At 58.0% G+C, this 14,328-nt stretch carries 13 protein-coding genes and 1 other RNA gene; 6 read left to right on the forward strand and 8 right to left on the reverse strand.

The window, feature by feature from the left end:
• Positions 1-56: 56 nt before the first annotated feature.
• The 4 genes from EoCCA6_RS07505 to EoCCA6_RS07520 are packed head-to-tail and all read left to right on the forward strand — an operon-like array spanning position 57 to position 3,568.
• Positions 57-416: a copper resistance protein gene (locus tag EoCCA6_RS07505; RefSeq protein ID WP_152082149.1), complete on the forward strand. Its 360-nt coding sequence runs from the start codon at positions 57-59 to the stop codon at positions 414-416.
• Between the two features lie 48 nt (positions 417-464).
• Positions 465-2,474 (forward strand): protein-disulfide reductase DsbD family protein, encoded by a 2,010-nt coding sequence (locus EoCCA6_RS07510; RefSeq protein WP_152082150.1) that lies wholly within the window; start codon positions 465-467, stop codon positions 2,472-2,474.
• A 1-nt stretch (position 2,475) separates the two neighbouring features.
• Positions 2,476-3,078: a DsbA family protein gene (locus EoCCA6_RS07515; protein ID WP_152082151.1), complete on the forward strand. Its 603-nt coding sequence runs from the start codon at positions 2,476-2,478 to the stop codon at positions 3,076-3,078.
• On the forward strand, positions 3,068-3,568 hold the full coding sequence (locus EoCCA6_RS07520; protein WP_152082152.1) for a protein disulfide oxidoreductase: 501 nt from the start codon (positions 3,068-3,070) through the stop codon (positions 3,566-3,568). The genes EoCCA6_RS07515 and EoCCA6_RS07520 overlap by 11 nt, the downstream gene beginning before the upstream one ends.
• Positions 3,569-3,571: 3 nt before the next feature.
• On the opposite strand, the gene EoCCA6_RS07525 is transcribed toward EoCCA6_RS07520, so the two are convergent.
• The 8 genes from EoCCA6_RS07525 to EoCCA6_RS07560 form a co-directional block, all read right to left on the reverse strand.
• Positions 3,572-4,315 (reverse strand): SDR family oxidoreductase, encoded by a 744-nt coding sequence (locus tag EoCCA6_RS07525; RefSeq protein ID WP_152082153.1) that lies wholly within the window; start codon positions 4,313-4,315, stop codon positions 3,572-3,574.
• A gap of 70 nt (positions 4,316-4,385) precedes the next feature.
• Complete coding sequence (gcvP, locus tag EoCCA6_RS07530; RefSeq protein ID WP_152082154.1) at positions 4,386-7,259, reverse strand: aminomethyl-transferring glycine dehydrogenase; 2,874 nt, start codon at positions 7,257-7,259, stop codon at positions 4,386-4,388.
• Between the two features lie 127 nt (positions 7,260-7,386).
• A complete protein-coding gene (gcvH, locus tag EoCCA6_RS07535) occupies positions 7,387-7,776 on the reverse strand; it encodes a glycine cleavage system protein GcvH (protein WP_152082155.1) in 390 nt (129 codons plus the stop codon).
• Between the two features lie 23 nt (positions 7,777-7,799).
• Positions 7,800-8,894 carry a glycine cleavage system aminomethyltransferase GcvT gene (gene gcvT / locus EoCCA6_RS07540; RefSeq protein WP_152082156.1) on the reverse strand — a complete coding sequence of 365 codons (1,095 nt, stop codon included), beginning with the start codon at positions 8,892-8,894 and terminating at the stop codon, positions 7,800-7,802.
• A 397-nt stretch (positions 8,895-9,291) separates the two neighbouring features.
• Positions 9,292-10,494, reverse strand: coding sequence for an FAD-dependent 2-octaprenylphenol hydroxylase (gene ubiI, locus EoCCA6_RS07545; protein ID WP_152082157.1), 1,203 nt, complete (start codon positions 10,492-10,494; stop codon positions 9,292-9,294).
• 12 nt (positions 10,495-10,506) lie between these two features.
• Complete coding sequence (ubiH, locus tag EoCCA6_RS07550; RefSeq protein ID WP_152082158.1) at positions 10,507-11,685, reverse strand: 2-octaprenyl-6-methoxyphenyl hydroxylase; 1,179 nt, start codon at positions 11,683-11,685, stop codon at positions 10,507-10,509.
• The gene (gene pepP, locus EoCCA6_RS07555) at positions 11,682-12,995 is read right to left on the reverse strand and encodes a Xaa-Pro aminopeptidase (protein WP_152084416.1); all 1,314 of its coding nucleotides are present in this window, start codon (positions 12,993-12,995) and stop codon (positions 11,682-11,684) included. The genes ubiH and pepP overlap by 4 nt, the downstream gene beginning before the upstream one ends.
• 31 nt (positions 12,996-13,026) lie before the next feature.
• Positions 13,027-13,605, reverse strand: coding sequence for a YecA/YgfB family protein (locus EoCCA6_RS07560; RefSeq protein WP_152082159.1), 579 nt, complete (start codon positions 13,603-13,605; stop codon positions 13,027-13,029).
• A 167-nt stretch (positions 13,606-13,772) separates the two neighbouring features.
• Here EoCCA6_RS07560 and zapA point away from each other — a divergent pair, with 167 nt between their 5' ends.
• A complete protein-coding gene (gene zapA, locus EoCCA6_RS07565; RefSeq protein WP_003860096.1) occupies positions 13,773-14,102 on the forward strand; it encodes a cell division protein ZapA in 330 nt (109 codons plus the stop codon).
• Between the two features lie 41 nt (positions 14,103-14,143).
• Positions 14,144-14,327, forward strand: a non-coding RNA gene (gene ssrS / locus EoCCA6_RS07570) — 6S RNA.
• Position 14,328: the final 1 nt, after the last annotated feature.

Here is a 14,328-nt window from a genome sequence, read left to right on the forward strand (position 1 = left end):
CGTTGCCAAAAAGCCTGTGCTCTATAAGATAAGCCTCGTGAATATTTGAGGCGAAGATGATCAAACGACAACGTAACACTATCCTGCTGGTAGCCCTGGCCTGTCTGGTGGTGCTGATATGCACCGCCCAGCGAATGGCCGGGATGCATGCGCTTGTCATGAACGTCACCGCCACAAGCCAGTCCGTTCAGCAAGGGCAGGAGAGCACCGACGCGCCGGTGACGCCGTGTGAACTCAGCGCCAAATCGCTGATGGCGGTTCCACCGGTGCTGTTTGAAAGTGCCCTCTTCGCCGTCACGCTACTGCTGGCGCTGCTGGCAGCCAATCCGCCACGCCGCGAGCGGCTGTGGCCTCCCCGCGTTATCTCCCCGCCCCGATTACGGGTGCATCTGCGATTATGTGTTTTCCGTGAGTGAGCATTCGCCTGTTATTTCAGGTTAATTCATCATTTACGGAGAAAATTTATGTTTACTGTATTCAGGCGACTGCTGGTCTGCCTGCTTTGGCTATGGCTGCCCCTCAGCCAGGCCGCCGACAGCGGCTGGCTGCGCGCTGCCGATAATCAGCACGCCAGCGTCAGGCTGCGTGCGCAAACCGAAAGCAACGGCGAAACCCGCCTGCTGCTGGATGTCGCCCTGCAAAAAGGGTGGAAAACCTACTGGCGCTCGCCCGGCGAAGGCGGGATTGCGCCAGCGATTCGCTGGCAGCAACCGATTGATGCGACCTGGCGCTGGCCGACGCCCGAGCGTTTTGACGTCGCGGGTATCACCACGCAGGGTTACCACGGCGATGTCAGCTTTCCCCTCACCCTGCGCGGCGAAGTACCAAAAAACCTGAGCGGCGTCCTGACACTGTCTACCTGCAGCAACGTCTGTATTCTGACCGACTACCCGTTCTCGTTGGATCTGACCTCCGGGACGGGCGGCGATTTTGATTACGATTACCGTCGGGCATTGGGGATGCTGCCACTCAGCAGCGGATTGACGTCAGCGCTCAGTGCCAGCTACGCCACCGGAAAGCTGACCGTGACGGCACAACGTGATGCCGGCTGGCAGCAGCCCTCATTGTTTATCGACAGCATGGAGGACGTTGATTTCGGTAAGCCGTCCTTCACCGTGCGCAATGGCTCGCTTATCGCCACGGTGCCGGTAACGGACAGCTGGGGCGACGCTGCGCCAGACCTCAGCGGAAAAAATGTGTCGCTGGTTCTCGCTGATAGCGGTCAGGCGCAGGAGTCCAGCCTGATGATCGAGCAAAGCAGCTCCGCGCCTGACTTCTCGTTAGGCTGGGTACTGCTGATGGCGCTGGCTGGCGGTTTGAACCTCAACGTGATGCCCTGCGTGCTGCCCGTATTAGCCATGAAGCTCGGCACGCTGATGCAAACCGAACACAAGGCACGTGGTCAGGTACGCAGGCAGTTTCTTGCGTCGGTTGCCGGGATCGTGATCTCGTTCCTCGCGCTGGCGCTGATGATGACGGTTTTACGTTTAGGTAATCAGGCGCTCGGCTGGGGAACCCAGTTCCAGAATCCGTGGTTTATCGCAGCAATGACACTGGTGATGGTGCTGTTCAGCGCCAGCCTGCTGGGGCTATTTGAGATCCGTCTCCCCTCCTCTGCCAGCACGTTCCTCGCTACGCGCGGCGGCAACGGGCTTGCGGGCCATTTCTGGCAGGGTGCGTTTGCCACCCTGCTGGCGACGCCCTGTACCGCCCCGTTCCTCGGGACCGCCGTGTCGGTAGCACTGGTGGCACCGCTTCCGCTCCTGTGGGGAATATTCTTTGCGATGGGTATTGGCATGAGCCTGCCCTGGCTGCTGGTTGCCGCCTGGCCGGGGCTGGCGCAGCGGCTGCCGCGTCCAGGCCGCTGGATGAACGTTGTGCGGGTCGCGCTGGGGCTGATGATGCTCGGTTCCTCGCTGTGGTTGTTGAGCCTGCTGGCGGTGCACATCGGCAGGCTGCCCGTCATCACACTCGGCGTGATGCTGATCCTCGGCCTGCTGTTGGTCACCGCCTGGCGCTACCGCTGGCAAACGGCACTGCGCGCCGGGGCGCTCGCCATTGTGGTTGCCGGGGCTGTCGCGTTTATCGCCGGCCCAGGCGGCGAGAATTCCCGTCGCGATCGGGTGAACTGGCAACCGCTGAGTGAAGAGGCTATCACCCGCGCGCTGGCAGAGAACAAGCGGGTCTTCGTCGATGTCACCGCCGACTGGTGTGTGACCTGTAAAGCCAATAAATACAACGTACTGCTGCGCGACGACGTACAGGAGGCGCTTTCTGCACCGGATATCGTCGCCCTGCGCGGAGACTGGAGTCGCCCCTCCGTCACCATTAACCAGTTCTTAACGACACGCGGCAGCGCCGCCGTACCGTTTAATCAGATTTACGGACCGGGACTACCGCAGGGCCACGTGCTGCCTGCGTTATTAAGCCGCGACGCGGTGTTAACCTCCCTGTCCGATGCGAAAGGAAAATAACATGAGAGCGTTTGTTGCCTTACTTCTGCTGTCTTTATCAACGTTCAGCTTCGCCGCACCGTCAGATGACGCGTCCAATGACCAACTGGCAAAACTGCTGTTTAACGACCCGAATAGCCCGCGAACCGGCGCGAAAGCGCCGAAGCTGACCATTGTGTCCTTCACCGATTACAACTGCCCGTATTGCAAGCAGTTCGACCCCATGCTGGAGAAAATCGTGCATGACAACCCGGACGTACAGCTCATCGTTAAGCTGCTGCCTTTCAAGGGGCAAAGCTCGGTGAATGCCGCTAAAGCGGCGCTGTCGGTATGGCAGCAGCAGCCTGATAAATTCTGGGCGCTGCACCAGCGGCTGATGATGAAAAAGGGGTATCACGACGATGCCAGCATTGCAGCTGCGCAGGCGAAAACCGGTACGGACAGTATTAAAACGGATGATAAAACGATGGACAGTTTGAAGATGAACTTAATCCTGTCTCAGGTGCTGAATATTCAGGGCACCCCGGCGACTATTATCGGCGATCGGATGGTGGCGGGTGCCATTCCTTACGACGACCTGGAGGGGCTGGTCAAAGAACAGCTGGCGAAAGCCCGTGGTGAGTAAACTCTTGCGCCTGCTGCGCGAACTGGCCGTGTGGCTGATAATTGGCCTTGCCGTGAGCCTGGCTGTGGACTTTTTCCGCCAGCCCGCGCTGCCACAGAACTTTTCCTCAACGGCATTGCAGACTCTCGATGGCCAGCCCGTCAATCTCTCCACCATGAGCGAGGAACGGCCGCTGCTGGTTTACGTCTGGGCAACCTGGTGTGGCGTGTGCCGCTACACCACACCATCCGTCGTAGCGCTTGTCGCAGAGGGCGGCAACGTGATGTCGGTTGCGCTACGCTCTGGCGATAACGCCATGCTGGAAAAGTGGCTGGCGAAGAAGAAGATAGCCCTGCCAACGGTCAACGACGCCAGCGGGGAACTGGCGCGCCAGTGGGACGTGCAGGCCACGCCCACGCTGGTGGTGATCTCTCACGGAGAGGTGAAGTCGATCACCACCGGCTTGACCAGCAGTTGGGGCATGCGCCTGCGGTTGTGGCTGGCCTCCTAGCCGTTACTTTCCGCCCGCTAGCTCAAGGAAGCTGCCGGTCACATAGGAGGCTTTGTCGCTCAGCAGCCAGGCAATGGCCTGAGCGACTTCCTCCGGCTGACCACCACGCTGCATCGGTAGCATAGATTTGACCCGATCCACACGCCCCGGTTCACCGCCGGAGGCGTGAATATCGGTGTATATCAGCCCCGGACGGACGCCGTTGACGCGAATCCCCTGCGCCGCCACCTCCAGCGATAACCCGGTTGTCAGGGAATCAACTGCCCCTTTGGATGCCGCGTAATCCACATACTCACCCGGCGCACCCAGGCGTGACGCAGCGGATGAGACATTCACAATTGCCCCTCCCTTACCGCCATGCTTATGCGACATGCGTTTCACCGCTTCACGACAGCAGAGGAAATAACCCGTCACGTTGGTGGCCAGCACGCGGTTGATACGCTCAGCCGACAGGTTTTCAATAGTGGATTGTTCAAACAGAATCCCGGCGTTATTCACCAGCGCGGTAAGCGGCTCGCCTTCCCGATCGATGCTGGCAAACATTGCCAGCACTTGTGCTTCATCCCTGACATCCGCACGCAAGGCAAAGGCTTTACCGCCCGCCTCGACGATGCGGTTGATAACGTCCGTCGCGGCTTTGATGTTGTGGTGATAGTTCACCGCCACGGTATAACCTTCGTTTGCCAGCTGTAACGCGGTGGCTTTACCTATTCCGCGGCTGGCACCGGTGACCAGTGCAATTGCCATTCTCTTCTCCCAATAAAAAAGCCGGGTGGCGGCTTCGCCTTACCCGGCCTACATTACTACGCTAATCCGATTACTGGTATTCGCTCATCGGCACACAGGAGCAGAACAGATTACGGTCACCATAAACGTCATCAAGGCGCTTCACGGTCGGCCAGTATTTGTTTGCCACACCAGCCGGGAAGACCGCCAGTTCACGGGAGTAACCATGAGTCCACTCGGCCACCAGCTCGTGCTGCGTGTGCGGCGCGTTGACCAGCGGGTTATCTTCCAGCGTCCACTCGCCGTCCTGCACGCGGTCGATCTCCATGCGGATCGCCAGCATCGCGTCGATAAAGCGGTCCAGCTCGGCTTTGCTTTCAGACTCCGTTGGCTCCACCATAAGCGTACCCGCCACCGGGAACGACATCGTCGGCGCGTGGAAGCCGTAGTCGATCAGACGCTTGGCGATATCCAGCTCGCTGATGCCGCTCTGCTCTTTCAGAGGGCGAATATCCAGAATGCACTCGTGCGCCACGCGTCCATCGCGGCCGGTATAGAGCACCGGGAAAGCAGACTTCAGGCGAGTCGCAATGTAGTTGGCATTCAGGATCGCCACCTGGCTTGCCTGCTTCAGCCCTTCCGCGCCCATCATGCGGATATACATCCAGCTGATGGGCAGAATAGAAGCGCTGCCAAACGGTGCAGCGGAAACCGCGCCCTGACGGGTCAGCATGCCTTCAATCTGCACCACGCTGTGGCCCGGAACAAACGGTGCCAGGTGCGCTTTCACGCCGATCGGCCCCATACCCGGACCGCCACCGCCGTGCGGAATGCAGAAGGTTTTATGCAGGTTCAGGTGCGAAACGTCCGCGCCGATAAAGCCCGGAGAGGTAATGCCCACCTGAGCGTTCATGTTCGCGCCGTCGAGGTAAACCTGACCGCCAAACTGATGCACCACTTCGCACACTTCACGGATCGTCTCTTCGTACACGCCGTGGGTGGACGGGTAGGTCACCATGATGCAGGAGAGTTTGTCGCCTGCCTGCTCTGCTTTCGCACGCAGGTCGGCCAGATCGATGTTGCCGTTCTTATCACAGGCCACCACCACCACGTCCATGCCCGCCATCTGGGCAGAGGCCGGGTTGGTACCATGCGCGGAGGCTGGGATCAGGCAGATATCACGGTGGCCTTCGTTGCGGCTTTCGTGATAATGGCGGATCGCCAGCAGACCCGCATATTCCCCCTGTGCGCCGGAGTTCGGCTGCATACAGAGCGCATCGTAACCGGTCAGCTTCACCAGCCAGTCGGAGAGCTGGTTGATCATCAGGTGATAACCTTCCGCCTGCTCTGCCGGGCAGAACGGGTGCAGTTCAGAGAATTCAGGCCAGGTGATCGGGATCATCTCTGCCGCCGCGTTCAGCTTCATGGTGCAGGAACCCAGCGGGATCATCGCCTGGTTCAGCGCCAGATCTTTGCGCTCCAGAGAGTGCATATAACGCATCATCTCGGTTTCGCTGTGGTAGCGGTTGAAGACCGGGTGCGAAAGGATCGCATCGTCGCGCAGCATGCTTTCCTGAATGGAGCGGCTGTCGTGCGCCACCTCTTTATCCAGTGCATCAATGTCCAGACCGTGCGCGTCGCCCAGCACTACGTTAAACAGGTTAACGATATCGTCGCGCGTGGTGGATTCATCAAGGGTGATACCCACGGCGTTGTGGATATCGCTGCGCAGGTTAATTTGCGCCGCATCCGCACGTGCCAGCACCGCCGCTTTGTCTGCCACGTCAACGCACAGGGTGTCGAAATAGTAGGTGTGGCGCAGCTTAAGACCTTTCTGCTGCAGACCGCAGGCCAGAATATCCGCCAGACGGTGAATACGGCTGGCGATGCGTTTCAGACCCGCCGGACCGTGGAAGACGGCATACAGGCTGGCGATGTTGGCCAGCAGTACCTGAGAGGTACAGATGTTGGAGTTCGCTTTCTCGCGGCGGATATGCTGCTCGCGGGTCTGCATCGCCATGCGCAGCGCGGTGTTACCGGCAGCATCTTTTGAGACGCCGATAATGCGGCCAGGCATGGAGCGTTTAAATTCATCTTTCGCGCCGAAGAAGGCCGCGTGTGGGCCGCCGTAGCCCATCGGTACGCCGAAGCGTTGCGCAGAGCCGAAGACGATATCCGCGCCCTGTTTGCCCGGTGCCGTCAGCAGCACCAGCGCCATAAAATCGGCAGCGACGCTAACGATCACTTTGCGGGTTTTCAGTTCGGCAATCAGTGCGCTGTAGTCGTGTACTTCGCCGGTCGTCCCCACCTGCTGTAACAGCACGCCGAAGACGTCCTGGTGATCCAGCACTTTGTCTGCATCATCAACAATCACGTCAAAGCCGAAGGTTTCCGCGCGAGTGCGCACCACGTCCAGCGTTTGCGGATGCACATCCGCCGCCACGAAGAAGCGGTTGGCATTTTTCAGCTTGCTCACGCGTTTCGCCATCGCCATCGCTTCGGCAGCAGCAGTGGCTTCATCCAACAGAGAGGCGGAGGCGATATCCATGCCGGTCAGATCCAGCGTCACCTGCTGGAAGTTCAGCAGCGCTTCCAGACGACCCTGGGAAACTTCCGGCTGATAAGGCGTATAAGCGGTATACCAGCCCGGATTTTCCAGCATGTTGCGCAGGATAACCGGCGGTAACTGCACGTTGGTGTAGCCCATGCCAATGTAAGACTTATAGCGCTTGTTGAGGCTGGCAATCGCTTTCAGTTCCGCCAGCGCGGCGAATTCCGTGGTGGCTTCCCCTACCTGCGGCGGCGTGGCAAGCTGGATATCTTTTGGCACGATCTGGGCGATCAGTGCGCTTAATGAATCCGCGCCAACTGTCTTCAGCATCTCCTGCTGTTGCTGAGCATCCGGCCCAATGTGACGTTCAATGAAAGCGCCACGGTTTTCAAGCTGGCTTAAAGTCTGTGTCATGAGCGATGGTTCCTGAAACGTGCAGTGAATCGTAGTTATCTGTAACGCTGTTGCCCGGTGGCGCTAACGCTTACCGGGCCTACGTTGACCTGTAGGCCGGATAAGCGCAGCGCCATCCGGCACAACATTATTCGTCTTCCAGTAATGCTTCGTACGCGGTCGCATCCAGCAGCGCCGCAACCTGCGATTCGTCGCTGGCTTTGATCCTGAAAATCCAGCCGCCTTCATACGGCTCGCTGTTGACCAGCTCCGGAGAGTCGCTCAGTGCGTCGTTCACAGCAATAATCTCACCGCTAACTGGCGCGTAGATGTCAGACGCAGCTTTTACAGACTCCGCCACGGCACAGTCGTCGCCTGCGCTTACCGTCGTGCCCACTTCAGGCAGATCAACAAACACCATGTCGCCCAGCAGCTCCTGCGCGTGCTCGGTGATCCCTACGGTGTAAGTGCCGTCCGCCTCTTTGCGCAGCCACTCGTGTTCTTTGCTGTATTTCAGTTCTGCTGGCACATTGCTCATTGAAGTTCTCCTGATAAAAATAGTTAGGCGACCGGCTTACCGGCGCGAACAAAAATCGGTTTGGTCACGTTGACCGGCATTTCGCGGTTGCGGATTTGCACCACCGCCGTTTCACCAATGCCCGCCGGCACGCGTGCCAGGGCAATACTGTAGCCGAGCGTTGGAGAGAAGGTGCCGCTGGTGATCACGCCTTCGCGGTGATTACCGTCTGCATCGGTGAAACGCACCGGCAGCTCGCCACGCAGTACACCTTTTTCCTTCATCACCAGGCCCACCAGCTGTTCAGTGCCCTTTTCACGCTGCATCTCCAGCGCTTCACGGCCAATAAAGTCGCGGTCTGCTGGTTCCCACGCGATAGTCCAGCCCATGTTGGCCGCCAGCGGAGAGACGCCTTCGTCCATCTCCTGACCGTAGAGGTTCATACCGGCTTCCAGACGCAGCGTATCGCGCGCGCCCAGCCCGGCAGGTTTCACACCCGCTTCCACCAGCGCACGCCAGAAATCAGCCGCTTTCTCGTTCGGCATGGCAATTTCGTAGCCCGCTTCACCGGTATAGCCCGTGGTAGCGATAAACAGATCCCCCGCCTGCACGCCGAAGAACGGCTTCATGCCTTCGGTGGCTTTACGCTGCTCTTCGCTGAACAAAGAAGCAGCTTTCGCCTGCGCATTCGGCCCCTGCACGGCAATCAGCGACAGATCATCACGGACGGTGATGTCGATGGCGTAAGGTTCGGCGTGTTGGGAAATCCAGGAGAGGTCTTTTTCGCGGGTGGCGGAGTTTACAACGAGGCGGAAGAAGTCTTCAGTGAAGTAATAAACGATAAGGTCATCAATCACGCCGCCGGAGGCGTTTAGCATGCCGGTATAAAGCGCTTTACCCGGCGTTTTCAGCTTAGCAACGTCGTTTGCCAGCAGATAACGCAAAAACTCCCGGACGCGGCTACCGTGCAGGTCGACAATGGTCATGTGTGACACGTCGAACATACCGGCATCGGTGCGCACCGCATGGTGCTCGTCAATCTGTGAACCGTAGTGCAGCGGCATCATCCAGCCGTGGAAGTCCACCATGCGGGCACCGCATAACACGTGTTGTTCGTACAAAGGAGTCTGTTGAGCCATCTTTTCCTCGTTGAAAAATTCACCGTGAAACCGGGTGTCGGCCTCGTGACCAGGTGCCGACGCAAACGTTCTCTTTTACCTGAACTTACCACCGAAACCGGTGATTAACCATAAGGTAAAACAGGTCATCACATTAGCTTATGACCAAAAAACGCTAAAAAGCCTACAGAGTTATTCACTGGAAAAATGCGATTAAACCCGCGCAAAATTAACAATGATCTAACAGAATTTAGCAGATGGTGATATTTCATGCGGAAATTCGGGGCGATTTTTCGTCACACCAAAAACGTGAGATTAGATTATCTAATGCGAAAAATGACGTGAAATTAGATTATTTCAAACGAGGGGATTCTCCCGGCGCTGAGGCCGGGAAATTATAGTGTGACGGGGGTCAATATTATTGAAGCCAGTCCGGCAGATCGTTCAGCCCCATCGCCTGGCGAAGGAGCTGAGGTTTTACACCTGGAAGAGTATCAGCCAGTTTGAGACCGATGTCGCGCAGCAGTTTTTTCGCCGGATTCGCCCCGGCAAACAGCTCGCGGAAGCCCTGCATACCCGCCAGCATCATCGCTGCGCTGTGTTTACGGCTGCGTTCGTAACGACGCAGGTAGAGGTGCTGACCAATGTCTTTACCTTCGCGATGCAGACGACGCAGTTCGTCTACCAGCTCCGCCGCGTCCATAAAGCCCAGGTTGACGCCCTGCCCGGCCAGCGGATGAATGGTATGCGCCGCATCCCCCACCAGCGCCAGACGGTGCGCCGCGAACTGGCGCGCGTAGCGGCCGGTCAACGGGAACACCTGACGCTCGCTTTCAAGCTGGCACAGCCCCAGACGGTTATCAAAGGCCACGCACAGCGCCTGATTAAAGGCTTCCGGCGTGGCATCCTGCATCTGCTGCGCTTTCTCTGGCACCAGAGACCAGACGATAGAGCACAGATGCGGATCGCTCAACGGCAGGAACGCCAGAATGCCGTCATTGTGGAAAATCTGGCGCGCAACGCCGCCGTGCGGCTCTTCGGTGCGGATCGTTGCCACCAACGCGTGATGGCGGTAATCCCAGTATGTTAGCGGAATATCGGCTTTATTACGCAGCCAGGAGTTAGCGCCGTCGGCCCCCACCACCAGACGCGCGGTCAGCATGTCGCCGCTTTCCAGGGTGATAAACGCCTCGTTTTCGCCCCACGCCACCTGCTGAAGTTTCGCGGGTGCGATCAGCGAGACGTCACTGCACTGCTGCGCTTTGCGCCACAGCGCGTGGTGGATCACCGCATTTTCGATGATGTGTCCCAGATGGCTATAGCCCATGCTTTCATCGTCAAAGGCGATGTGACCAAAGCTGTCTTTGTCCCACACTTCCATCCCGTGATAGCAGCTGGCACGCTGCGCCACGATATCTGACCAGACACCAAGGTGCGTCAGCAACTTTTCGCTGGCCGCGTTAATCGCCGAGACGCGGAGTTCCGGCGGGGCATCCTGCGCCACAGGCTGAGGCAGCTTTTGTTCCAGCACGGCCACACGCAAGCCGCTGCCCTGTAATCCGCAGGCCAGCGCCAGCCCTACCATTCCGCCGCCAACAATGGCGACATCAACATTTTGCACGGTGATAACTCCTTAACGCGCGACCCAACCAAGCGTCCGCTGCGCCAGCACGTCACGTGCCGGAATGAACAGTTCCATCGCCATCAGCCCGAGGTTGCGACCCGCAACCAGCGGTGCCCAGCGATTGGCAAACAGGTGTACTAAACCATCAGTGACGCCGATTGTCGCCTCTTTATCGGCCTGGCGTCGCGTCTGGTAATGGCTCAGCACCGAATACGCACCACAATCCTTTTGTTCGCTCCACGCCTGCGAAAGCGTTTCTGCCAGGCTCATGACATCACGCAACCCCAGGTTGAAGCCCTGACCGGCGATGGGGTGCAGCGTCTGCGCGGCATTTCCCACCAGCGCCACACGATGAGAGAGGGATCGGGATGCAGTGGTTAACGATAGCGGATAAGCCGAACGTTTGCCCGCACAGGTGATACGCCCTAACCGCCAGCCAAAGGCTTTTTGCAGCTCGGTACAAAAACGTTCGTCGGACCAGGACAGAACGTCATCCATCTGATCTTGCGGATGACACCACACCAGCGAGCAGCGGCCTTGCGACATCGGCAACATTGCCAGCGGGCCAAACTGCGTGAAGCGTTCAAATGCCCTGCCGTTGTGCGCTGCGGAAGTAGACACGTTGGCAATAACGGCAACCTGGCCGTAAGGCTGCTGACGCCACTCCACGCCGCACTGGGTGCCGATTGCAGAGCGTGAACCATCCGCCGCGACCAGAAGCTGACCCTCAAGCGTGGTGCCGTTTTCCAGCGTCACGCTGACCGCCTCTTCACTGCGGCTAAAGCTGGCGACGCGTGCCGGGCAATGCAGCGTTACGCCCGGTGCATCCTGTAACAGACGGAACAGACGCAGGCCAACATCGTGAAGTTCAACAACCTGGCCCAGTGCTTCAATGCGGTAATCATGGGCGTCCAGCGTCACAAAACCAGCGTGACCGCGGTCGCTGACGTGCACGGTGTTAATCGCCGTCGCACAGTCCGCCATCGCCTGCCAGATGCCAATGTGGGAAAGCTGCTGGCAGGTTCCCTGTGCCAGGGCAATGGCGCGCGCATCAAAACCGGGATGATCCGACGCCTCTGGCGCAACAGCTTCCACCAGATGCACCGGAAGCTGGCCCTGCGTTAAATGCGAAATAGCCAGCGCCAGCGTGGCACCGGTCATACCGCCGCCAACGATAATCACGCTCATGCGCGTGCCGCTGCCATCAGCGCCTCGATGTCGTCGGCTTTTTTCACGACGGTCGCAGTCAGGTTCTCGTTGCCGGTTTCGGTGATAACAATGTCGTCTTCAATACGAATGCCGATCCCACGATACGCTTCCGGCACGTCGGCATCTGGCGCAATGTACAACCCCGGTTCAGCCGTCAACACCATGCCCGGCTCCAGCACGCGTGAACGTTCTGGGCCATATGCGCCGACATCATGCACATCCAGACCCAGCCAGTGGCTCAGGCCGTGCATAAAGTACGGGCGATGGGCATTTTCGGTAATCAGCATGTCCACGTCGCCTTTCAGGATGCCCAGTTTAACCAGACCGGTAATCATGATGCGCACCACTTCACCGGTTACCTCCTGAATGGACGTTCCCGGACGGAACAGCGTCAGCGCCGTTTCCAGAGATTCAAGCACGATGTCGTAAATCTCACGCTGAGCAGGTGAGAATTTACCGTTCACCGGGAAGGTACGGGTGATATCGCCCGCATAGCCCTGATATTCGCAACCCGCGTCAATCAGCACCAGATCGCCGTCGCGCAGCTCGCTTTCGTTTTCGGTGTAATGCAGGATGCAGCCGTTTTCCCCGCCCCCGACAATGGTGTTGTAGGACGGGAAACGCGCGCCGTGGCGGTTAAATTCGTGGTGGATTTCACCCTCAAGCTGATATTCAAACATCCCCGGACGACACTTCTCCATCGCACGGGTGTGCGCCAGGGCGCTGATTTCACCTGCGCGGCGCATCACGTCAAGCTCTTCTTCCGACTTGAACAGGCGCATCTCATGCACGACCGGACGCCAGTCCGTAAGCGTTGCAGGCGCGGAGAGATTTTGTCGCGAACCTTTACGCAGCTTATCCAGCGCGGTAAAGACAATCTCATCGGCGTAAGCATATTCGCCCTGCGCGTGGTAGAGCACGTCCAGGCCGTTCAGCAGTTGATAAAGTTGCTGGTTGATTTCGCTAAACGCCAGCGCACGATCCACACCGAGCTTTTCTGGCGCAGCATCTTGCCCAAGACGGCGGCCAAACCAGATTTCGGCAGTCAGGTCGCGCACGCGGTTGAAAATTACGCTGTGGTTATGGGTGTCATTGCTCTTGATCAGCACCAGTACCGCTTCCGGCTCGTTAAACCCGGTGAAGTACCAGAAATCGCTGCTCTGGCGATAGGGGTATTCACTGTCGGCGCTACGCGTCACTTCGGGCGCGGCAAAAATCAGCGCGGCGCTTCCTGGCTGCATGTGCGCCAGCAGCGCCTGACGACGGCGAGAATACTCAAGCTGTGAAATAACCATGACACCCTCCTGTGCGTTGTTTTTCTTAATGTAAGGTTGGCTTGCGCACTTCCGGCGCAGTTGGCTGCGAGCGCGTGAAGTTATCGTGGCACAGCAGTGCCGCTACGCGCACATACTCAATAATCTCTTCGAGAGACATTTCCAGCTCTTCCTGGTCTTCGTCTTCGTCGTAGCCCAGTTGCGCGATATTACGCAGATCGTCGATCGCTTCACCCGCTTCGCCGGTGACTTTATCGAGCTTAGGCTGGGACACGCCCAGGCCCAGCAGGTAATGATTTACCCACCCTGCGAGCGCATCGGCGCGATCGAAGACGCTGACGTCGTCGCCTTCAGGCAGATAAAGCTGAAAAAGGAAGCCATCATCTTCCAGTGAATCGCTGATTGCGGCGTGCATTTTACGCACTGCTTCCGCCAGTTCGTGACCAAACGCCAGCCCTTCGTTTGTGAGGTCGTGGAGCAGCGGCTGCCAGGAGCTGTCGCTGTTTCCGCCGCACAGCATGCCACTGATCAGACCGTGCATTTCGGCAGGGGTTAATCCGACTCCCTGCTGGTTCAGTAACTGGTTTAAATCGTTGTAACCAGGCATTTCGTTCTGTATAGACATACGCATTCGTCATCAAAGGGAGGATATTCATGATATGCTACCACTTTGGACCCTGGTGATACCAGAAAAGGGCTTGTATCTTCACATCAGGGTAGCTATAGTGTCGCCCCTTCGCAGCCCCTGGGGCAGTAAGCGAAGGCAGCGCAGTCAATCAGCAGGAAGGTGGCATGTCTGCACAACCCGTCGATCTCCAGATTTTTGGCCGTTCACTGCGAGTGAATTGTCCGCCTGAACAAAGGGATGCTTTGAATCAGGCTGCGGACGATTTGAATCAGCGGTTGCAAGATCTAAAAGAACGCACTAGAGTCACAAATACTGAGCAGCTGGTTTTCATCGCCGCGTTGAACATCAGCTATGAACTGACTCAGGAAAAAGCGAAAACTCGCGACTACGCGGCAAGCATGGAGCAGCGCATTAAAATGCTCCAGCAGACCATTGAACAGGCATTGCTTGATCAAGGTCGCAGTCCCGAAAGGCCGGGACCCAAGTTTGAATAACACTTCTCAGTTGACTATGGTAGAGTAACTGTGAAGACAAAATTTCTCTGAGATGTTCGCAAGCGGGCCAGTCCCCTGAGCCGATATTTCATACCACAAGAATGTGGCGCTCCATGGTTGGTGAGCATGCTCGGTCCGTCCGAGAAGCCTTAAAACTATGACGACACATTCACCTTGAACCAAGGGTTCAAGGGTTACAGCCTGCGGCGGCATCTCGGAGATTCCC

Source organism: Enterobacter oligotrophicus (assembly GCF_009176645.1).
Taxonomy (GTDB): domain Bacteria; phylum Pseudomonadota; class Gammaproteobacteria; order Enterobacterales; family Enterobacteriaceae; genus Enterobacter; species Enterobacter oligotrophicus.

Coding starts and splice junctions, on each gene's coding strand:
- EoCCA6_RS07560 (WP_152082159.1), bottom strand. CDS start 13,605: ATGTCTATACAGAACGAAATGCCTGGTTACAACGATTTAAACCAGTTA.
- gcvH (WP_152082155.1), bottom strand. CDS start 7,776: ATGAGCAATGTGCCAGCAGAACTGAAATACAGCAAAGAACACGAGTGG.
- EoCCA6_RS07515 (WP_152082151.1), top strand. CDS start 2,476: ATGAGAGCGTTTGTTGCCTTACTTCTGCTGTCTTTATCAACGTTCAGC.
- EoCCA6_RS07505 (WP_152082149.1), top strand. CDS start 57: ATGATCAAACGACAACGTAACACTATCCTGCTGGTAGCCCTGGCCTGT.
- gcvP (WP_152082154.1), bottom strand. CDS start 7,259: ATGACACAGACTTTAAGCCAGCTTGAAAACCGTGGCGCTTTCATTGAA.
- EoCCA6_RS07510 (WP_152082150.1), top strand. CDS start 465: ATGTTTACTGTATTCAGGCGACTGCTGGTCTGCCTGCTTTGGCTATGG.
- EoCCA6_RS07525 (WP_152082153.1), bottom strand. CDS start 4,315: ATGGCAATTGCACTGGTCACCGGTGCCAGCCGCGGAATAGGTAAAGCC.
- zapA (WP_003860096.1), top strand. CDS start 13,773: ATGTCTGCACAACCCGTCGATCTCCAGATTTTTGGCCGTTCACTGCGA.
- ubiH (WP_152082158.1), bottom strand. CDS start 11,685: ATGAGCGTGATTATCGTTGGCGGCGGTATGACCGGTGCCACGCTGGCG.
- gcvT (WP_152082156.1), bottom strand. CDS start 8,894: ATGGCTCAACAGACTCCTTTGTACGAACAACACGTGTTATGCGGTGCC.